The following is a 21,032-nucleotide window of genomic DNA, read 5'->3' on the forward strand; positions in this document are numbered from 1 at the left end:
CGCTTATGACCCGGCCGCGCCGGGTTTTCCAGCCCCTACCGGTTGATGGACCCGGTAGGGGCCGGAAGGCCCTGAGTCAACTACTCCGTGGGACTGGCGCTGTTCTGCGGCTGGCGCTGCGTCCGGAGGATGAAGTCGGACGCGTTGTCGTCGGAGTCATACCCGTTGCCCGCAGCCGCGTCCGAGCCGCCCTCCATGGTGGCCGCCGTCGAGGAGACGGTCGCCTTGCGCTCGAAGGAGCCGGCCTCCGCGGGGACCGTCGGGAAGGCGGTGCCCTCGGGGGCATTGCCCGTTCCATAGGCGAAGGCGTCCACCTTGGCCGGGTCGTTCATGTTGGTGGTCGTCAACGCCGGCCCACCCAGGCGCAGGTTGCCACCGCCGGTGCGGCTGGCGGACATGGAGAACGCCGGACCCCAGTTCGCGTCACCCGCGACGGAGCCGGCGTAGTCCGGATGCGTCACCAGGAAGAAGCCCCGGGGCTGGATGACCGACCCCGCGGGCAGCGTGAACGACAGGTACGTGGTGCCCGTCGCGCTCTTGTACTGGAGCTTCCAGCCGGACAGGTCCACCGGGCTCGTCGTCGGGTTGAACAGCTCGACGAACTCGTCGTTCGCGCCGCCCGGGCCCGCCGGCGCCGCCTCGCTGATGACCACGTGGTTGGCGCCCGCGGGCTGCTCCGTGACGCGCAGCTGCGCGGACACCGAGTCGCCGCCCAGGCTCGCCACCACCTGGCCCTCGCCGCTGACGTTGGCCGCCGTGAAGTCGAACTTCGCGGACAGCGTGTCGGCGCGCACCACCACCTGGGCCGGCACCGCGCCCAGGCTGGCCGGCTGCACGGACAGGCTCACCACCGTGTCCACCGACGGAGGCACATCCAGCGTCACCGTGAGCGTGGCCGTCCCGCCGCCCGTCACCACGACGAGCTCGGGAGACAGCTGCTCCAGCGCCGCCGGCTGGTCCACCGCCAGCACCGTCACCGTGGCGTCGCGGGACACCGTGCCCAGCGTGGCCGTGAGGGTGGCCTTCTTCGCGTCCGGGTCCAACGCGGAGTCGGTGTTCAGGAGCACCACCGCGGAGCGCTCGCCCGCGGGGATCACCACCTGGCCCCCCACCACGGAGACGGCGGGGCTGGACGACACCACCGTCACCACCGTGTCCACCGTCACCGGTCCGGTGAGCGTCACCGTCAGCGGCTCCGGGAACGTGGGGCCGTTGACGCCCGAGCGCACGAAGACGCCCGTGGGCGCCAGCGACGCCAGCGACACCTCGCCCGCGCTCGCGGGCACGAGGTCCGCGGCGGAGCGCGGCTCGATCTTCGAGTGGTCGTTGCGCAGCTCCAGCACGCCGGTGATGGAGAAGTAGCGGTCTCCCAGCGCCGGCAGCGGGAACGAGAACAGGTAGTCGTTGATGCGCAGCGTGCCGTCCACCTCGAACTCACCGGTGGGCGCGGAGTCGCCACCACCCGGGGCGGGCGCGGTGTGGGTCACCTGCACCTGCGACACGCGCACCAGCACCCCCTCCAGCGGCGTGGCGCGCGAGCCCCCCGTGGCCACCTCGGCGGGCGTCACCACCTGCGGAGGAGGCAGCGTGCTGCCCTGGGAGACCACCTCCACGGAGGGTGAGGCGAGCTGGAGCTGACCGAAGTAGTTGGCCACCGTCGCGTCGACGTTCACACGCGAGCCGGCCATCACGGTGCTCGGCGGCGCCGTGCGGGTGAAGACGAAGGCGCCGGAGTAGTCCGGCCCCTGGTAGCCCTGATCCAACGGGTTGACCTGCACGAAGAAGCCCGTCGCGCCCACGCCGGTGACGGTGGCGTTGGAGACGAACACGCGCTGGCCCAGCCACGGAGACGTTCCACCGGGCCCCGGCTGCTTCACCGTGTAGATGGACAGCGAGCAGGCCGCGTCACCCGGGTTGGGCGTCGGGCAGAGGTCGCACGCGTCGCCCTTGCCGTCGCCATCCGAGTCCGCCTGGTCCGGGTTGTGGGTGTTGGGGCAGTTGTCCGAGGCGTTCGGGACGCCGTCACCGTCGGTGTCGTTCGGGTCGGGGCGGGTGCACTCGGTGGTGCCGGGCGCGAACGGGCACACGTCGCACGCGTCACCCACGCCGTCGCCGTCGACGTCGGGCTGCACGCCCTGGTCCATCGGGCGCACCGGGTTGAACACGCCGGGGCAGTTGTCCACCTCGTCGGGGATGCCGTCGCCATCGACGTCCGCGCCCGACAGGCCACCGGAGTACACGGTGGAGCCCGACACGGAGGCCGGCCAGCGCGCGTTGGTGGAGGTGCGGGACGGCTCGCACGTCGGCTCATCCGTCGGCACGCCACACGCGAACAGCGGGTAGGCGCCGGAGTTGCGCGACTGCAGCGTGGACAGCGACATGCTGATTTCGGTCTGGAGGCACACCGAGCGCTCGACGCCGCAGACATCCAGCGTGTCGCAGCCCGCCCCGCTCAGGGCGGAGATGACGGAGGTCTCGCCGTAGAGCGCCTTGCCGCCGCGCATCGTCAGCACCACGTCCGCGGGCTCCGCCCGGATGACGGCGCGGTGCGGAGAGGCCTGGTGGCCGTTGAGCCGGAAGATGGCCACGTCCGCCACCTTGCCCGGCACCAGCGCGCCGGTGTTCGTCGCCTGGAAGGCATGCGCCGCGTTGCCCGTCACCAGCGCCCACGTCTCCGCGTCGCTGAGCGAGTCATTGAAGTAATCGGTGTCCAGGTCGTCCGCGCAGCGCAGCTCGCGCAGGATGTTCATGGAGCCGGACTGCAGCCAGTCGGTGCCCAGCGTCATGTTGACGCCCAGGTACTTGTAGAGCGGGATGGCCGCGGTATCGCCATACAGGCCGATGTTGGAGCGCGGCGACCAGACCAGGCTGGTGCTCGAGGTGGCCATCATCCGGATGTCGCTGGCGCTCAGGCCGATGCCGTGGACCAGCGCGGTGCGGGAGCTCAGGATGTTCTGGCCACCGGTCTGCTGACCGGAGAGGCAGAGGAACTCGTTGCGCGCGCTCGTCTCGATGCCCTCGGCGATGTGCGGCAGGTAGGCCGAGGCGGCCGGGATGACCGACGGAGAGTCGACGCGCTCGTAATCACAGCCGCTCGCGCGCTCGCGACCATCCGAGTCACCCAGGGGGAACGTCTGATACTCCGCGCCCGAGCCCGCGCCCAGGCCTTCCTGGTTGGTGCCCGTGTCGGACGTGTTCGGCGCGTCCAGGTTGCGCAGCAGGCCCTTGGCGCCGCCGGAGCCGGCGATGGACGTGGTGCCCGCGATGACCTGGCGCAGCTCCGCCCAGCGGATGCCGTCCGCGCCCACCGTGTTGCCCGCGGGCAGACGCGTGTGCTGGTTGTTGCCCTGGCGCCAGTCGTGACGGTGCTCGTACTTCTCATCCGTCCGGGCGAAGGGCGCCTTCTGGAAGGTGATGTGGTCGTGCGCGTTGATGAGACCCGGCGACACCACCGCCTGGGGGCACGTCACCTGCGTGGCCGAGGCCGCGCCCGCCGCCTGCGAGCAATCACAGCTCACGCACTGGATGACACCCGCGGAGTCCACGAGCACCTGGCCCCCGTGATAGACCTTGTCGGGCGCGAGCACGATGCCCGTGAACAGCTTCGCCGCGCTACCCGACGTCACCGTGCAGCTCCCCGTCGTCGGAGGAGGCAGGTTCGCCGCGGGGCACATCACGACGGTGCCCCCCCCCGGACCCGCATCGGGCTCACCCGGGCCGGCGTCGGGAGTCCCCGAGCCGCCGTCCGTCTCACCCGGACCCGCGTCGGGAGTCCCCGAGCCGCCGTCCGTCTCACCCGGACCGGCGTCGGGAGTCCCCGAGCCACCGTCCGTCTCACCGGGGCCCGCGTCGGGCGTACCGGAGCCGCCATCCGTCTCGCCCGGACCCGCGTCGGGAATCCCCGAGCCGCCATCCGTCTCACCGGGGCCCGCGTCGGGCTCGACCTGGCCACCGTCCGTCTCACCAGGGCCCGCGTCGGGCTCGACATGGCCACCGTCGGTCTCACCGGGGCCCGCGTCGGGCTCGACGTGGCCACCGTCGGTCTCACCCGGACCCGCATCGGGCTCGCCCGGGCCGCCGTCGCCTCCGCCCGGACCGGCATCCGGCCTCGGGGTCGGCTGACATGAGCTCTCACACCCATCGCCGTTGGTGGTGTTTCCGTCGTCACAGGCTTCGCCGCGCTCGACGACACCGTTGCCACAGACAGGACTGGGGGGATCATCATCGCCGCAAGCGGTGACGACCAGGAGTAGCGCCGTGAGCGGCGCCAGCAATTGGCGGAAAGACATGAAGGAGAGACTCCGAAGTAGGTGTGACCTGCGGGGGGGCCTGCAGCCTACAACCGTCGCCCCTCCTTCGAGCTGGCAAAATTCCAACATCGGCGTAGCAAATTGCCACCCACTGGGTGGGTTTCACCCCAGGAAAATTCAGGCAATTCAAACAATTACCTGTACGCCCGAGACAACCCCGCACTCCCTGTTCCTTTGAAACTTCTCAGACAACCTCACGGAACGTCCGAGGAGTGTCGCGAGTCCGGGTGTTTACACGCTGTGTTTACTTCCGGCGGCAAGCACCCATAGTGAGAAATCCCAGACACAGACAACGTCTGGGTTTGTGAGAAGTCTCTCAGAAACAGAAGTCTCACGCCTGGCGGCTTAATCAGAGAATCGCCCCGAAGGGGGCCGATACTGGGGGAAGTGTGTCTTCGAGCGAGAAACGACATCACCCGGGTGGAACACCTCCGCCCCGAGGTCCGGAGGGGCGCGCGCGACAGCGGCTCCTCCTGGCGGCGACCACCTTCCTCACCCTGTCCTGCCAGCCCGACAAGGACGCCGCGTCCACGGTCGCCGCGGCGCCGGGGAACCAGCCCATGGCGGAGGCGCAGACGCGGCAGGTGGACCCTTCCCCCCAGAAGGTCGCCGCCCCCCGCTGCGCGCGCACGGTCCACGCGGACGTCGTCGCGCTGGACCAGGTGTACACGTACAACCGGCTGGGCTCGTTCAACCCCACGGGGATGATCTACGCGCTGATGGAGGACGTGGAGCCCATCAGCCCGAGCAAGCCCCTGGGGCCCGGCAACACGCGGCTCAAGACGAGCAAGCGGCCACGCCCCCTCACCCTTCGCGCGAACGTGGGGGACTGCCTCCACGTGAAGTTCTTCAACTGGCTGGCGCCCACGCGCTCCGCCATCCCGAGCCCGAACCAGTCCCAGCCGGGCGTGAGCAAGGCGGAGGGCTCCACCACCCTCTCCTTCCTGCGCAAGGTGCTGCCCTCGTGGGTGTGGACGCCCACCTATGACCCCGTCGAGTCCCTGGTGCAGAACAAGGCCGTGGGCGGCCGGTGGTTCTGGTGGGGCCAGGAGCTGGAGGCGGAGAACGACCACCGCGACAACTCCCCCGCCACGCGCCACGCCTCGCTCCACATCCAGGGCCTGCAGTACTGGAGCATCGACTCGGACGGGGCCTGGGTGGGCCGGAACACCAGCAGCCTGGTCCCCTCCGGCGGCCAGACGGACTACCACTGGTACGCCGACCACGAGGGCGTCTTCTTCTTCCACAGCATGGGCGCCTCGTTCGGCGGCGAGGGCGACGGCGGCTCCACCGCGCAGGGGCTCTTCGGCGCCGTCAACGTCGAGCCTCCCGGGAGCGTCTGGTACCGCTCCAAGGTGAGCGCGTCGGTGCTCAAGTCCGTCACCACCGGCCTCAACCCGGACGGCACGCCCCTCATCGACTACGCGAAGCTGGACGACACCGGGCGCCCGCACCTGGCCATCCTCGACGCCAACCACAAGATCCGCCACGGCGACCTGGAGGCCATCATCACCGGCTACTCCAGCACGGTGATGGGTACCCGTTCATCCATCGACCAGGGCCACTTCCGCGAGCTCACCGCCATCTACCACGATGAGATCAAGGCGGTGCAGGCGTTCGACGAGCTGGAGTGGAACCCCACCTTCCACAGCGTCCGCGACGGCTTCGGCGTCAACTACGGCGTCGCGGGCCTGGGCGCGGAGCTGCTCGCCAACCGCGCGAAGATCGGCCCCACCAAGGACTGCGTCACCTGTGAGTACGAGGAGTTCTTCCTCGAATCCTGGGCGAATGGGGATCCGGCGATGAACGTGGAGAAGGACGCCAGCGGCAAGGCCGTGGGCGCGCTCTACCCGGATGACCCGTCCAACGTGCACCACAGCTACCTGGGCGACCCGGTGCGCATCCGCAACATCCACGCGGGCCCCGCGGAGACGCACGTCTTCCACCTGCACGCGCACCAGTGGAAGTACTCGCCCGGCGCGGAGGACTCCAACTACCTGGACTCGCAGACGGTGGGTCCCGGCTCCGCCTTCACCTACGACATCAACTTCGGAGGCTCGGGCAACCGCAACTTCACCGCGGGCGACTCCATCCACCACTGCCACCTCTACCCGCACTTCGCGCAGGGCATGTGGGCGCTGTGGCGCGTGCACGACGTGTTCGAGGCCGGCACCAAGGACCGCCGCCTGCCGGACCCGGAGATCTCCGGTGGCACGCCCAACCCCGCCGTCATCCCCATCCCCCAGCGGGCCATGCCGCCCATGCCCACGTACGTCGCCACGACGGTGACCACGCCCTCGGGCCCCATGTCGCGGCCCGCGTTCCCGGGCTTCCCCTTCTACATCGCCGGCATGCCGGGCCGACGCGCGCCGCAGGCGCCGCTGGACCTGGAGTACGACGGCGGCCTGCCGCGGCACATCGTCACCAACGCGGTGGGCCCGGTGGCCTACGGCAACTCGGGGCGCTTCGACGTGGACCCCACCGCACTCAACATCAAGCTGCTGCCCCACGACGGCACGCCCACGGAGAAGGCCGCCATGGCGTTCCACGCGGGCGAGTTCCCCAGCAGCGCCGGGACGAGCGCGCCCGCGGTGGCGCCGCTGCACGCCGACCCCGCCTTCGCGGAGATGGCGCGCTACTACCCCGGCTACACCGCGCTGGGAGGCACCGGGCGGTTCCTGATCAACGGCCGCAAGCCCGTGGCCGGCGCACCCTTCGCGGACCCGTGCCCCGAGCGCACCACGAAGCGCAACTACCGCGCGACGTATCTCCAGGTCGCCATGCAGCGGGTGAACCGCGCCGGGTGGCATGACCCGCAGGCGCGGCTGATGGTGCTCAACGAGGACGTGGCCGCCACGCAGGACGGCAAGCGCGCCCCGGAGCCCTTCTTCTTCCGGGCCGCGTCCGGCGAGTGCATCAACTTCTACGCCACCAACATCATCCCCGCGCACCTCAACCCAGACGACTTCCAGATCTACACGCCCACGGACGTCATCGGGCAGCACATCCACCTGGTGAAGTTCGACGTGATGGCGGCGGACGGCGCCGGCAACGGCTGGAACTACGAGGACGGCACGCTGTCCTCGGACACGGTGGCCCACCGCATCCACCTGGCCAACGCCGCGGGCGGCGCGTTCGCTGCGGACGGCACGGTGGGCGAGTCCGGGCCGCGCGTGTACCTGAGCGCACCGGCCACCCACCCGCGCATCCCTCGCGCGCCGGGCACCGCGCAGACCACCGTGCAGCGCTGGTGGGCGGACCCGCTGCCCAGCAACACCGGCCGCAAGCACCCGCTGGAGACCGTCTTCACGCACGACCACTTCGGCCCGTCGTCCCATCAGCAGCACGGCTTCTACGGCGCGCTCATCGTCGAGCCCGAGGGCTCCAAGTGGAGGGACCCGCGCACGGGCGTCTACTTCGGCTCGCGCGTGGCGGACGGCGGACCCACCAGCTGGCGCGCGGACATCATCGCCGCCAACCCCGCCGACAGCTTCCGTGAGTTCGGGCTCGCCTTCGCGGACTACGTGCCGCTGTACGACGAGTGTGGTCAGCCGGTGAACCCGCCCAACTACAAGGAGACGAAGCTGCCGTGGGCCGTGGACTTCGAGTCGGTGCCCATGCCGGAGGCCATCAGCGCGGCGGACCCCGGCGGGATGACCATCAACTACCACAACGAGCCCATCCCCCTGCGCATCAGCAGCCGGCTCTCCTGCGGCGGGCGCGTGCAGCGGCTCGGCGCGCGGGGCGACATGGCGAACGTGTTCCGCTCGGACATCCACGGCGACCCGTACACGCCGGTGATGGCGGGCTACCCGGGCGACAACATCCGCATCCGCCTCATCCAGGGCGCGCAGGAGGAACAGCACTCCTTCACGCTGCACGGCAACAAGTGGCTCAAGGAGATGTACGACCCGGACAGCGGCTACTACAACGCGCAGGCCATCGGCATCTCCGAGCACTTCGAGTTCAACCTGACCGGAGGCCTGCCGCAGATCATCGGCCCGTACGAGACCGCGGACTACATGTACATGAGCGCGTCCACGGGGGACCTGTGGAACGGCCTGTGGGGCATCCTCCGCACGTACAAGCACCGGCAGCGCGGCCTGCGCTCGCTGGCGGACGTGGCGCTGCTGGCGGCGGACGAGAACCCGAAGCTGCACATCTTCACCACGCGAGGCGCCGCGGAGCCCCAGGCGCAGGCGTATCCGCCCATGGAGCTGCTGGACCTGCCCGAGGAGGCGGGCCTGGAGGTGATGGACCCGGAGAAGGAGCGCGACTCGGTCCAGGACTCGTACGAGGTGGACGAGGATGGCAAGCCGGTGAAGCCGCGCCTGGTCGAGCACGTCATGGCGGACCGCGACGGGATGATGCGCATCGACAAGGACCTGGTGCTCAAATACGAGGAGCTCGGCTGGTTCGGCATCAAGCCCGTCAAGACGGACTCGTGCCCCGTGGGTGCGCCGGTGCGGCTGTACCGGGTGTCCGCCATCGACGCGAAGACGTGGCTGTACGGCAAGCGGCTCGTCTACAACGACGCGCACAAGATCTACGACCCGGACGCCATCATCTTCGCGCAGGACGCGCACCTGGCCGCGCTGAAGAACGGCAGCCGCAAGCCCGAGCCGCTCATCCTCCGCGCCCGCGCGGGTGAGTGCGTCCAGGTGGTGCTGACCAACCGGTTGCCCTCGAGCACGCTGACGAAGCAGAACACCTGGGCGCACCACGCCGCCATCACGCCCTACTTCAACGTGAACCAGGTGCGGATGTCGAACCACGTGTCGCTGCATCCGCAGCTCGTCAACTACGACGTGAACGTGGATGACGGCGCCAACGTGGGCCTCAACGCCGTGCAGACGGTGCCGCCCGGCGGGGTGCGCACGTACCGGTGGTTCGCGGGCGAGTTCAAGAGCTCTCCCTTCGGGATTCCCTTCCCCTGGGGACGCCGCACACCGATGGAGCTGGGCATCGTCAACCTGCGCAACATGGCGGACGTGGTGAACCACGGCATGCACGGCGCCATCGGCGCGCTCATCATCGAGCCGACGAACGCGTACTGGATGACGGACCCGGGCACCGAGGCCCAGGCCTATGTCTCGCACACCCTGCCGGACGGCACGCAGGAGACGTTCCGCGAGCTGGTCGCCCTCCTCCAAGATGACCTGGGCCTGCACAGCGACGACTCCACCTTCTGGGACACGGACGGGCTGGAGAGCGGCACCGCGCTGCGCAACACCGCGGGCATCGACGACTCGCAGGACACCGGGCAGAAGGCGTTCAACTACCGCACCGAGCCGCTGTGGGCCCGGCTGGGCGTGCCGCCGCAGACGAGCCCCGAGGCCATCAACGACTTCGACCTGCACCACATCCTCGCCTCCAGCGTGCACCTGGACCCGGCCACGCCGCTGTTCCGGGCGAAGCCGGGAGACCCGCTGCGCTGGCGCTTCGGTCACCCGTCAGGACACTCGCGTCAGCACGCGCTCTCCGTGCACGGCGCGGAGTGGCGCCGCAACCCCTGGCGCGCGGGCAGCCAGTCGCGGGTGATGGGGCCCAACGCCTCGTCGCCCATCATCTCCACGCAGGGCGGCGCGTCGGTGATGCAGTCGTACACGATGATTCCCGAGTACGGCGCCGGGGGCATCACCCAGTCCTCGGGTGACTACCTGTACCGCGACCACTCCAGCTTCCTGTGGAGCGGCGGCGGTCTGTGGGGCGTGCTCCGGGTGGAGTAGCGCGCGTGTGGCAACCCTCGGACGGCGTGGCGCGAGTCGGCGCCGCGCCGCCCCGTCCTCTCGTCGTCTCGAAGCACCCTCCTCATGATGCGCAAGAGCCTCGTCCTCCTCGTCTCGGGCGTGCTGTTCGCGGGCGCCCTCGCCACCGTGCACGGCGCCCTGCGCCCGGACGCGTCGCCACCTCTCGAAGACCCACCTCCTCCGCTGCCCGCGGCCCCTGCCTTCGCGGAGCGCGAGGGTGTCCGCGTGTCCTTCGACCTCGCGCTCAAGGCGCGCCCCCGCGAGGCCGCCGCCGGGTCCGCGCTGCAGGGCACCGCGCGCTTCATGCTCGCGGACGCGAAGACCGGCGCGTCCCTCCAGGGACGGCGCGTGCTGGGCTGGATGGCGCCTCGCGCCCCGGGCGCCGAGGCTCCGGACGACGCGGCCTGCAAGGAGCGCGTGAAGTCCTATCTGGGGGGACTGCTCTCCACGAAGGCGGAGGTGGACCTGAACGCCTATTGGTTCCTCACGCTGAACCATGACCAGACGGTGTCGGTCATCAACCCGCAGCTCGCCTTCGAGCGCACCAAGCTGCACAGCCTGGTGTCCCTGGGCGGCGAGGTGGCGGACTGGGCGCTCCTGAAGGACCGCTCGGCGCTGTACGCGACGGTGACCAGTGGCGACAGCGTGTCCGTGGTGGACCTGCGGCGCTTCCTCACGACGCGCACGATTCGCGTCGGTCAGCGCCCCGGGCGCATCGTGGTGGCGCCCGACGGCCGCACGGCCTGGGTGAGCAATGACGGGGACGGCACGGTGAGCATCCTCGACACCACGGCGCACACGGAGCTGGCGGCACTGGAGGTGGGCGCGGGGCGCCACGAGGTGACCTTCTCCGACGAGGGTCGCACCGCGTGGCTCACCAGCACGGAGGCGGACGCGCTGACGGCGGTGGATGTCGCGTCCCGCGAGGTGCTGGGCACCGTGAGCGTGGGCGTCGGCGCGGGTGACGTCGCGTGGAGCGCCGTGGCTCGCGCGGTCTTCGTCGCGCAGCCGCGCACCAGCGAGGTGCTGGTGTTGGACGTGGGGCGGCGTGAGGTGTCCCGCCGCATCGCGGTGAAGCCGGGGCTGGGGGCGCTGAGGCTCGACCGCACGGGGCGCTGGGCCTTCCTGCTCCACCCGGACGCGGGCAGCGTGGACATCATCGACGCGGCGACCAGCCAGGTGGCGCACTCGCTCCACGGCTTCGCCGCGCCGGACTCCGTCGTGTTCACCGATGCGTTCGCCTACGTGCGCAACACCACCAGCGGGCGCGTGTCGCTGGTGGACCTGAGCACCCTGGGCGGCGCGAGCACTCCGTCCGTGGTGAACGTCACCATGGGGCAGTTGGCGCCGGCGGATGCGCGTGGACTGGGACGCTCCGACCCCATCGCCGCGCTCCCGGAGGGCAATGGGGTCATCGTCGCGGGCGCGGCGGACCGGGCGCTGTTCCTCTACCAGGAGGGCATGATGGCGCCGCGCGGGACGCACCTGAACTACGGCCGCGAGCCTCGGGCCGTGCTGGTGCTGGACCGCTCCCTGCGCGAGGTGGAGGCCGGGACGTACACGGCCACCGCCACGGTGCGCGAGAACGGCACCTACGACGTGGCCTTCCTGCTGGACAATCCACGCACCATCGTCTGCATGGAGTGGAAGGTGGGAGGCGTGCCCGAGGACGCGGCGCTCGCGAAGAAGCTCCCCCTGAAGCTCACGCCGCGGTTCGACCCGGCCCGGCACTTCACCGCGGGGACCTCTACGCCCTTGCGCTTCCGACTGGAGCCCACGCCGGGCATGGACCCGCGTCCGGTGGGGCCCGAGGAGGTCCGGGTGTTGATGTTCAAGACGCCCGGGACGTGGCAGTGGCGCACCGAGCCTCGCCTCACCGACGACGGAGACCTCGAGGTGGACTTCGCCCCGCCCTCTCCGGGCCAGTACAAGCTGGTGGTCGGCGTGGAGAGCCGGAACATCGACCTGGGTCGTCTGCCGCACTTCACCTTCGGCGTCGTCGAGGCTTCGGCTCCGACGCGCGCTTCCCTCTCCGAGGTCGCACGATGACTGTGTCCATGCGCTCGCTGTTCGTGCTGCTCACCCTGTGGAGCGCCCTCGCCGGGGCCGAGGACGTGGCGGTGCCCACGCCGCCCAGGGACTCCGCCTCGTTGCGCATCGAGGTTCCCGACGTGGAGCTGATGGACCAGACGGGCCGCCCGGTGAAGCTGTGGTCGGACCTGGTCCGTGGCCACACGGTGGCGATCAACTTCATCTTCACGCGCTGCAAGACCATCTGCTCGCCGATGACGGCCACCGTCGCGCGCGTCCAGAAGGAGCTGGGGCCGGACAGTCCGGTGCGCTTCATCTCGATCACCTTGGACGTGGCCAACGACACGCCCGAGCGCCTCGCGCGCTTCGCGGCGCCCTTCCAGCCTCGTCCGGGTTGGTCCTTCCTCACGGGAGACCCCGCGAAGGTGAAGCAGGCGCTGGTCGCATTGGGGGGCTATGTGCCGGACAAGGAGGCCCACCGTCCCACCGTGCTGGTGGGCAATGCAGTCTCCGACACGTGGACACGGGTGGATGGGCTGGGCGCTCCGAGCGCGTTGCTCGCCGCGATTCGTGAGGTGCAGGCCGCTTCGGCGGGGCCGTCCGAGCTGCGCGGTGCCGCGCCCCAGGACGATGCGCGCGCGCAGGACGAGGCCGCGGCGAAGTACTTCACGAACACGGAGCTGGTGGACCAGGACGGCCGCACGCACCGCTTCTACGAGGACCTGGTGCGAGGCCGGAAGGTGCTCATCAACTTCGCCTTCACGTCCTGCAAGGGCGCGTGCTCGCCCATCACGAAGCACCTGACCCAGGTCCAACAGCGGCTCGGTGAGCGCGTCGGGCGGGACATCACGATGATCACCCTCTCGGTGGACCCGGCGAACGACACACCGAAGAGCCTGGGGGCCTTCACGAAGAAGCTCGGGGTGAAGCCCGGTTGGTACTTCCTCACGGGGGCGCGAGAGAACATCACGCTCGTGCTGAAGAAGCTGGGTGGCTACGTGGATGACCCGGATGCACACAACACCACGCTGCTCATCGGAGACGCGGCCACGGGCGTGTGGGTGAAATCCCCGGCGATGGCGCAGGTGGAGAACATCGTCCACGCCGTCGAGAACCTGAATGCGCCGAGGTAGTCCCATGCGCGGTCTCGGAGGCCTGTCCGTGAGTGCGCGCCAGCACCACGTCCTCCTGATGGTGCTCGCTTCGGTGTGGTTCGGCTGCAAGTCGGCCTCGACGCCCGAGGATCCTGAGCATGCCCGGCGTGGACGCATGCTGTTCCAGCGAGGGCAGAGTGTGCGTGGCATGCCGCTGGTGGGCTTGCTCGCGCCCGAGCGCGTGGAGCTCGGCGGCGAGGTGGCCGCGTGCGCGCGATGCCACGGCCCCGCGGGACGCGGGAGCGCCGAGGGCGGCGTGGAGGTGCCCGACATCACGCCGGGCGCGCTCTTCCACTCACGCCCCCGCGCCGTGGGCGAACTGGAGGACAGGTCGCGGCCGGCCTACACGCGCGACACGCTGCTGCGCGCCATCACCGAGGGCCGCTCCGCGAGCGGCCGGACGCTGAGCGTGGCGATGCCTCGTTACGAGCTGGACGACCTCTCGCGCCGGGAGCTGCTGGCGTACCTGGGGGAGCTGGGTGAACGCCCCGACCCGGGAGTGAGCCCCACGACGCTCACGGTGGGCGCGGCGCTGCCGCTCACGGGGAGCCTGGGGCCCGCGGGTCGGGAGGCCGCCGCGGTCCTGCGCGCGGTGTTCGACGACGTGAACGCGCGGGGCGGCGTGTTCCGCAGGCGTCTGGAGCTGGTGGTGGAGGATGACGCGGCACAGGTCCCCTCGCTGCAGGCGGATGCCACGGAGCGCCTCCTGGAGCGTGGCGTGCTCGCGCTGGTGGGAAGCCTGCGTCGAGGACCTCGAGCCTCTGATGCGAGGCTCACGCGGGAGGGGGCTCCGCTCGTGCTGCCGCTGGTCTTGCGTGGCGGAACCTCCGACGTGGACAGCCCCGTGTTCTTCCTCTACCCGGATGAGCCCTCGCTGGCGCGGCTCGCGGTGCAGTGGCTCGCGAACAGCCAGGAGCCTCGTTTGCGGCGTGCTTCACTCGTCGTGGCACACTCGGGAGATGACGTGGGCGCGGAGTGGACCCGCGCCGTGACGGACGAGATGACGCGCCGGGCGCTGCCGTCCATCACGGAGCTCGTCCTGCCTCGAGGACTCCCCGGCGAATGGCCAGCGAGGCCCCCCGTCGCGGTGCTCTATGCGGGAGCACCCGAGGATCTCGCTCCACTGCTCCGATGGTTGGAGGCTCGAGCCCCGTCGGTCCTGGTGCTGGCGCCAGCCCGCCTCGCGCGGCCGGAGGTCGTCGGGGCGACCTCGTTGCAGCTCCGGTTCCTCTCGCCCGTGGGCCTGGGTGAGCGTGCGCCCAGGCTGGAGGCCTTCTCCGAGTTCATGGCGCGTCATGGCCTCGAGCAAGGCCACGCCGCCTTCCAGCTCGGAGCCTACGCGGCGGCGCGAGTGCTCGTGGAGGCACTCACGCGCACGGGCGCGGAGGTCACCCGCGCGAGCTTGATGCTCCAGCTCGAATCCCTGCGGGATTTCGATACAGGCGTCTCGCCGCCGCTCACCTTCGGCGTCAACCGCCGCGTGGGGGTGCAGGGAGGACAGCTCGCCGCGCTGGAATCGGGCACGGGTCGACTCGTGCCCGCGTCGGAGTGGCTCCCCTTGTCGCCGTGACGACGCCCCACCGGTCGCATCCGCTGCCTCTGACGCCGCCGCGGCTCAGCGCGCGCGGACCCGCTCCTCCGATGAGTCCCTCGGCAGCTCGATGACCACCTCGGTTCCGAAACGACGCGGCTCCGGAGCGACATAGGCCCGGCCACCATGTTGCTCCGCCACCTCGCGGACGATGGACAGCCCCAGTCCAGTGCCCGGCGTGTGCGCCGTTCCAGCCAACCGGTGGAATGGCTCGAACACGGACTGGTGCTCCGCCAGCGGAATCCCCGGCCCGGCATCCGCGACCCGGACTTGATAACGCTCCGCCTCGCGAACGAGCCGCACTTGAATCTCACCGCCCGCGGGCGAGAACTTCATCGCGTTCGACAAGACATTGTCCACCGCCTGCCGCAGGCTCCCCGCGTCGAAGAGGGCCTCGGCTGGCGCCGACACCTCCGCGCGAATCAGCAACCCGCGTCGCTCGGCTTCCGCGCGCGCCCCCTCCACCGCCTGCGCGACGAGCCGCGACAGGTCTCCCTGTTTCCGGTCCCACGCCCCCCGCCCCGCCACCGCGAGGTCGAGCAGATTCCCCGCGAGCACCGCCAGCCGGTCCACCTCGCGCCGCGCCTCTTCCAGCCCCACCCGCAGCTCCTCACGCGACCGCTCCCGTCGCAGCGCCAGGTCCATGCTCGTGCGCATCAGCGTCAGGGGTGTCCGCAGCTCATGGGCCGCGCCCGCGATGAGCCGCTCCTGCGCCTCACGCGCGCCCCGAAGACGCTCCGTCGCCTCCGCCAGCACGGCGCGCAGCTGTCCGATTTCATCACGCGCCGGGTCCTCCACCGGGGCATGGGAGAAGTCCCCTTCCCGCAGACGCCGCAGGTGCCGGGTGATGGCCGCCAGCCTCCGCGCCAGCTTGCGCGCCTGCCAGGTCTGCACCACCAGCAAGGCCAGCCCCAACGACACCGCGAGGAAGAGCGCCAGCTGGTGGTACGTCCCCACCGAGCCATCCACCTGCCCCAGGGACGCCGACAGTCGCAGCGCGTACGGCGCGCCCTGCGGAGAGCGGACATCCACCTGCACCTCGCGCCAGCGCACCCCATCCGTTCCGATGCGCGTGACCAGTTGGGGCGGCGCACCGGGCGCACCCGGAACCCGTCTCGACTCGGACTCCTCCACCTGGAGCCCGGGCGGATAGCGCGCCACCAGGGCTCCATCCGGACCATGGAGATAGCCGTGCGGTGCGAAGGGGCGTACCTGCTCCAGCAACGGGGACACCGTCATGTGGAGGTGGGCCTTGCGCTCGGGCCCGTCGAAGAGGCTGGCGCTCTCCACCGCCGCCTGCGCCAGCAGCGCTCTGTCCAACGAGCGCTCCAGGTCGTAGCGGAACAGCCGCGCCGCGCTGCCCAGCGCGACCACCATCGCCAACGCGGGAACGAGCGCGCCCAGCAGCCACAGCCGCCGGGTCAACGTCACGGTGTCACGGCCTCCGACACCGTCAGCTTGTACCCCACGCCCCGCACTGCGCGGATGGCCACGTCCGTCGCCGAGAGCCGCTCGAGCTTCGCGCGCAGATAGCCGACATACACATCGAGCACGTTGCCATGCCCCTCGAAGTCCCGCCCCCACGCCTGCGCCAGCAGCCGCGCGCGCACCTGCGCCTCTCCCGGGTGCTTCGCCAGCGCGGAGAAGAGCGCGAACTCACGCGCCGTCAGCGGCTCCTCGCGGCCGGAGCGGCCCAGCACCCGCCGCCGTGGATCCAACACCACCGAGCCCAGGCGCACCGGTCCATCCTCGGACTCCCCACGCCGGGCCAGCGCCTCCAGCCGGGCCAGCAGCTCCTCGAAATCGAAGGGCTTCACCAGGTAGTCGTCCGCGCCCGAGCGCAGCCCGGTGACCTTCTCCGGCGTGGTGCCACGCGCGGTGAGCATCAGCACCGGTGTGCGCACGCCCGCGCCCCGCCAGTGCTTGAGCAAGGTGACACCGTCGACCTCGGGCAGCGCCCAGTCGAGCACGATGACGTCGAACCCCTCCTCGCGGCCCCGCTCCAACGCCTCACGCCCGCCGGTACAGACCTCCAGGCTGTGGCCTTCCTCCTCCAGCCCCCGCTGGAGCAACACCACCATCTTCACTTCGTCTTCGACGAGCAGCAGTCGCATGGGCACGTCCCCCCTGCGCTCCAGAGCTTTCCACGCTCCGGGAGAACGGACCAGCATCGTTCCCGTCACGAAGAAGGAGGGGGGGCCTCCGCCGGCCGCAGCCCGTGGTCCACCAGGAAGCCGCGCACCGCGTCGGCGATCTCCGTCCCGGCCTCCAACAATCCCGCGTGCCCGGCGTCCTCCACCAGCATCCAGTGGGCATGTGGCAGCGCGTCACGCATGCGCACCATCTCCCGCAGCGGGACGAGGGTGTCATGACGCGCGGCGATGATCTGCGTGGGCACCTTCACCTGGGGCAGCACGTCCCAGGCGTGCCCCTCCGCGAACCCACGCAGCGTGTGCCAGTAGGCCTGGGGGCTCATCGTCCGCAGCGCGCGCAGGAACTCGTCGATGTCGTCACGCGGAGCCCGGGGCCTCAGCGCCCCCACCGCGCGGGCCAACGGATACGCCAGCCGGCTGCCCAGGAACGCGCGCACCACGGGTGTCGCCAGAGGCACCGCGGGCGTCGCCAGACGGAGGGCCTCGCGCGCCGTGCCCAGCAGCGTCCTCGCCGCCAGCCCCGCGTCCCCCGAGCCCGCCGCGCCCGGGCTCCCCGCGATGAGCGTCATCGCCGGCACCAGGTCCGGACGGCGGCGATACAGCTCCAACAGGACGCGCACGCCCATGGAGTAGGCCACCTGGTGCGGGGGCCGTCCGTCGCCGAGCGCCATCACCTCCTCCGTGACGCGCTCCAGGTCCCCCACGTGCACGGAGAAGTCGTAGTCGCCTCCGCGCGACTCCTCGCTGCCCCCGTGGCCCCGGTAGTTCCAGTGCACCACCCGGTGGTCCTGCTCCAGGCTGGCGACGACGTGGCGCCAGAAGTTCTCCGAGGAGCCGATGCCATTGCTCAGGAGCACGGTGGCGCGCGGCTTGAGCGCCTCGTCCGAGGACTCCTCGAGCAGCTCCCCCAGGTGCGTATGCCAGGCCACCCGGGTTCCATCCGGAGCGACGACGAAGCGCGTGGTGCGACGGTAGGGCATGCCGCCCTCACCATGGTGCGAGGACGGCGAGCGCGCAAGCCGTGCGTGCCCCAGGCCCCCGTCGTCACACTCCTCCACCGCAGGCGTCCGAGGTATGAGGGCGCATGCTTCGTGACGACGCGCAGGCGCTCGACCTCACCCCGGTGCTCGCGCACTACGCCGAGCATGGCTATGCCCGGCTGGGCAGGGTCCTGGACGAGGAGGGCCTCGTGGCCCTGCGCGAGCGGGCGGACGACCTGATGCTCGGCCGCGTGGTCTACCCCGGCATGTTCTTCCAGCCGGACGCCACCACCGGACGCTACGAGGACGCCCCCCTGGGGCTCGGCTGGCAGGGGCCCTCGCTGGACTACCGCAAGCTGGAGAAGCTGGAGAAGGACGCGCGCTTCCTCGCGTGGCTGGAGAATCCGCTGTTCGAGCGCATCGTCCGCGCGCGCATCCCCGGCGACATCGTCCTGTACCGCGCCATCCTCTTCCACAAGGGCCAGGCCGGCGGCAGCAACCTGCCCTGGCACCAGGACGGAGGTCGGCTCTGGGGACTCACCCGGGAGCCGGAGCTCCAGCTGTGGACCGCGCTGGATGACGCCCCCGAGGACGGCGGCTGCCTGGAGGTGGTGCCCGGCAGTCACCGGCGAGGACTGGTGACGGAGCTGGGCGGCGTCATCCCGCCGGACCAGGTGGCCGCCGAGGACGCGGAGCACCGCGCGGTGCCCCTCCCCGCGCTCGCGGGCGAGGTCATCCTGGTGCACAACCACCTGTGGCACCGCTCCGGCCGTGGCCGCCCTGGCCTGAGGCGCCGCGCGTTCTCCGCCTGCTACATGAGCGCGGACACCCGCTGCGTGCGCAAGAAGAAGGCGCCCCGCGTGTTCCATCCGCTGTTCCGCCACGGACGCGACTGAAGCGGCCTTCAGCCCACCAGGTGCAACGGAGGGGGACGTCCCAGCGCGCGCGCGCGGTGCCCCACCGGCAGGGAGACGCGGAAGGTGCTGCCCCGCCCCACCTCGCTCTCCACGGAGATGTCCCCGCCGAAGCCGGTGACGATGCCGTGGCAGATGGACAGGCCCAGGCCCGTCCCCTCCCCCACGGGCTTGGTGGTGAAGAACGGGTCGAAGATGCGCGCGCGCACCTCCGGCGTCATGCCCACGCCGGTGTCGCTCACCTCCACGATGACCCGGTCCCCCGAGGCGCGCAGCACCACGCGCACCTCGTGGTGCTCCGGCTTGCCCTCTGGAATCGCATGCGCGGCGTTGATGAGCAGGTTGAGGAACACCTGCCCGAAGCGCCCCTCGCTGCCCTCCACCGGAGGCACGTCGCCGAAGTCGCGGATGATCTGCGCGCGCATCTTCAGCTCTCCGCGCGCCATGGTGATGGCGGACTCGAGCACCGCCTGCAGGTTGACGGCGGTGGCCACCTCGTCGTCCCCGCGCGAGAAGGTCCTCAGGTCCCGGACGATCTGCCGCACCCGGTGCGCGCCATCCACCGCCTCGCGCAGCACCTCCTCCATCTCGGACGTGCGCCCCGGGGGCAGCTCGCGCGTCACGTTCTGCAGCTCCACGGAGAGGAACGACAGGTTGGAGAGCACGAAGGCCAGCGGGTTGTTGATTTCATGCGCCACGCCCGCCGCCAGCGTGCCCACCGCGGCCAGCCGGTCCGACACGACCAGCTGCGCCTGCATCGCCTTGCGGTCCGTGACGTCCAGCGACACGCCCCCCAGGAGCCTCCGCCCTGAGCGGTCGCGCACGATGAAGCGGTAGGTGAGCCAGTGCCGCTCCGAGCCGTCCGGCGCGGGAATCATGCCCTCCGTCGCGCTGGGCTCCCCCGACGCGAGCACCGCCTGGTCCTCGCGCCGCACGTGCTCCGCGGAGGCCGCGGGCATCAGCCGCGCGTCGTCCATCCCCTCCACGTCCGCGCCATCGGCCAGGCCGAAGAAGCGACGATAGGGTTCGTTCACCCAGACACGGCGCCCCTGCGAGTCCTTCATGTACGCCACCGCGGGGCTGTGGTTCATGAAGGCCGCGAACAGCGCCTGGGACTCCTGCAGCGCCGCGAGCGCCGCCGCGCGCTCCTCCATCAACGCATGCCTCGCCGCCGCCTCCGCCGCGTTCCCCATGGCCGCGCCCAACAGGCCCGCCATCAGCTCCAGCGTGCGCACGTCCCGGTCATCGAACGCGTTGGGCAGGTGCGAGGTCAGGTTCAGCGCCCCCACGGGCCGCGCCTCGCGCCACAACGGGACGCAGACCATGGAGCGCGCGCCCACCTGCCGCGTGGCCGCCACGTTGACGCGCACGTCGTCCTCGGTGTCGTCGGTGCGCATCACCTCGCCGCGCAAGAGGCTGGTGCCGGTGAGGCTTCCCTCCACCTTCAGCCGGAAGCCCATGTGCCGCCGCAGGCTGCCGGTGGCCACCCGGTACTCCACGTAGCCCTCCTCCAGCAGCGCCACCGCCGCCCCGTCCGCGCCGCACAACACCCGCGCGCGCTCGCACAACAGGCTCATCACCCCCGACAGGTCCAGCCCCGCCAGCGCCACGTCCGCCTGCGTCTGGATGATGGAGGCCAGCCGCTCCATCTCCCCACGCGCCGCGGCCTGGGTGCTCTGCATCTGCCGACGCCGCGCCGCCCGGCGCTCCAGCAGCAGCCGGCGCGCGCGCACCTCCACCGTGTGGAAGGGCGCCACGAGGAACTCCTCCACGCCCGCCGACAACAGCGGCGCGAGCGCCTCGTCCGTCGCCTCGTCCGCCAGCCCCAGCACCAGCGGATCCTCGGGCCTGGCGCGCCCACGCAGCGCATCCAGCCACCGGGCATCCGGCGCGAGCGACGCGGCCTCCACGATGAGCACATCCACGTGGCCGTGCACCAGCTCCGCGTCCGCCTCCGCCGCCTCGCCCCGGATGAGCACGTCCTGCCCCTGACGTCGGAGCTCCTCCGCGACGGGATGCTGCGGGTCCGCGCTGATGCACAGGTACCTCATCCGTTCGTTTCCACCTCGGCGAAGGTCCCTGACCGGCTTTGGAATGTTACAATCTAGCAGCAGGAGCAATCCACCGCGTCCGGTCCGACAGTGAGGGG

The 21,032-nt window shown here is 70.9% G+C and carries 10 protein-coding genes; 5 read left to right on the forward strand and 5 right to left on the reverse strand.

The features are described from left to right. Nucleotides 1–80 precede the first annotated feature (80 nt). Nucleotides 81–4,289 carry a lamin tail domain-containing protein gene (locus K8640_RS21395; protein ID WP_223748714.1) on the reverse strand — a complete coding sequence of 1,403 codons (4,209 nt, stop codon included), beginning with the start codon at nucleotides 4,287–4,289 and terminating at the stop codon, nucleotides 81–83. A 410-nt stretch (nucleotides 4,290–4,699) separates the two neighbouring features. On the opposite strand from K8640_RS21395, the gene K8640_RS21400 reads away from it, so the two are divergent. The 4 genes from K8640_RS21400 (at nucleotide 4,700) to K8640_RS21415 (ending at nucleotide 14,815) form a co-directional block, all read left to right on the forward strand. Next, entirely contained in the window at nucleotides 4,700–10,039 is a 5,340-nt protein-coding gene (locus tag K8640_RS21400) for a copper oxidase (protein ID WP_223748715.1), read from the forward strand. Between the two features lie 84 nt (nucleotides 10,040–10,123). Further along, nucleotides 10,124–12,109: a hypothetical protein gene (locus tag K8640_RS21405; RefSeq protein ID WP_223748716.1), complete on the forward strand. Its 1,986-nt coding sequence runs from the start codon at nucleotides 10,124–10,126 to the stop codon at nucleotides 12,107–12,109. 8 nt (nucleotides 12,110–12,117) lie between these two features. Further along, a complete protein-coding gene (locus K8640_RS21410; protein ID WP_223748717.1) occupies nucleotides 12,118–13,224 on the forward strand; it encodes an SCO family protein in 1,107 nt (368 codons plus the stop codon). A 4-nt stretch (nucleotides 13,225–13,228) separates the two neighbouring features. Further along, nucleotides 13,229–14,815, forward strand: coding sequence for an ABC transporter substrate-binding protein (locus K8640_RS21415; protein WP_223748718.1), 1,587 nt, complete (start codon nucleotides 13,229–13,231; stop codon nucleotides 14,813–14,815). Between the two features lie 45 nt (nucleotides 14,816–14,860). Here the strand turns inward: K8640_RS21415 and K8640_RS21420 are convergent, their stop codons facing one another. The 3 genes from K8640_RS21420 to K8640_RS21430 form a co-directional block, all read right to left on the reverse strand. Continuing rightward, nucleotides 14,861–16,267, reverse strand: coding sequence for a HAMP domain-containing sensor histidine kinase (locus K8640_RS21420; RefSeq protein ID WP_223748719.1), 1,407 nt, complete (start codon nucleotides 16,265–16,267; stop codon nucleotides 14,861–14,863). Continuing rightward, complete coding sequence (locus tag K8640_RS21425) at nucleotides 16,264–16,950, reverse strand: response regulator transcription factor (RefSeq protein ID WP_223748720.1); 687 nt, start codon at nucleotides 16,948–16,950, stop codon at nucleotides 16,264–16,266. The genes K8640_RS21420 and K8640_RS21425 overlap by 4 nt, the downstream gene beginning before the upstream one ends. A gap of 65 nt (nucleotides 16,951–17,015) precedes the next feature. Next, nucleotides 17,016–17,969 (reverse strand): alpha/beta fold hydrolase, encoded by a 954-nt coding sequence (locus K8640_RS21430; RefSeq protein WP_223748721.1) that lies wholly within the window; start codon nucleotides 17,967–17,969, stop codon nucleotides 17,016–17,018. Between the two features lie 104 nt (nucleotides 17,970–18,073). Here K8640_RS21430 and K8640_RS21435 point away from each other — a divergent pair, with 104 nt between their 5' ends. After that, on the forward strand, nucleotides 18,074–18,865 hold the full coding sequence (locus K8640_RS21435) for a phytanoyl-CoA dioxygenase family protein (protein WP_223748722.1): 792 nt from the start codon (nucleotides 18,074–18,076) through the stop codon (nucleotides 18,863–18,865). A gap of 8 nt (nucleotides 18,866–18,873) precedes the next feature. Here the strand turns inward: K8640_RS21435 and K8640_RS21440 are convergent, their stop codons facing one another. After that, entirely contained in the window at nucleotides 18,874–20,934 is a 2,061-nt protein-coding gene (locus tag K8640_RS21440) for an ATP-binding protein (protein WP_223748723.1), read from the reverse strand. Between the last annotated feature and the right edge of the window lie 98 nt (nucleotides 20,935–21,032).

Origin of the sequence: Myxococcus sp. XM-1-1-1, assembly GCF_020037095.1 — a bacterium.
GTDB lineage: Bacteria > Myxococcota > Myxococcia > Myxococcales > Myxococcaceae > Myxococcus > Myxococcus fulvus.

Coding starts and splice junctions, on each gene's coding strand:
- K8640_RS21395 (WP_223748714.1), bottom strand. CDS start 4,289: ATGTCTTTCCGCCAATTGCTGGCGCCGCTCACGGCGCTACTCCTGGTC.
- K8640_RS21405 (WP_223748716.1), top strand. CDS start 10,124: ATGATGCGCAAGAGCCTCGTCCTCCTCGTCTCGGGCGTGCTGTTCGCG.
- K8640_RS21410 (WP_223748717.1), top strand. CDS start 12,118: ATGCGCTCGCTGTTCGTGCTGCTCACCCTGTGGAGCGCCCTCGCCGGG.
- K8640_RS21415 (WP_223748718.1), top strand. CDS start 13,229: ATGCGCGGTCTCGGAGGCCTGTCCGTGAGTGCGCGCCAGCACCACGTC.
- K8640_RS21425 (WP_223748720.1), bottom strand. CDS start 16,950: ATGCGACTGCTGCTCGTCGAAGACGAAGTGAAGATGGTGGTGTTGCTC.
- K8640_RS21430 (WP_223748721.1), bottom strand. CDS start 17,969: ATGCCCTACCGTCGCACCACGCGCTTCGTCGTCGCTCCGGATGGAACC.
- K8640_RS21435 (WP_223748722.1), top strand. CDS start 18,074: ATGCTTCGTGACGACGCGCAGGCGCTCGACCTCACCCCGGTGCTCGCG.
- K8640_RS21440 (WP_223748723.1), bottom strand. CDS start 20,934: ATGAGGTACCTGTGCATCAGCGCGGACCCGCAGCATCCCGTCGCGGAG.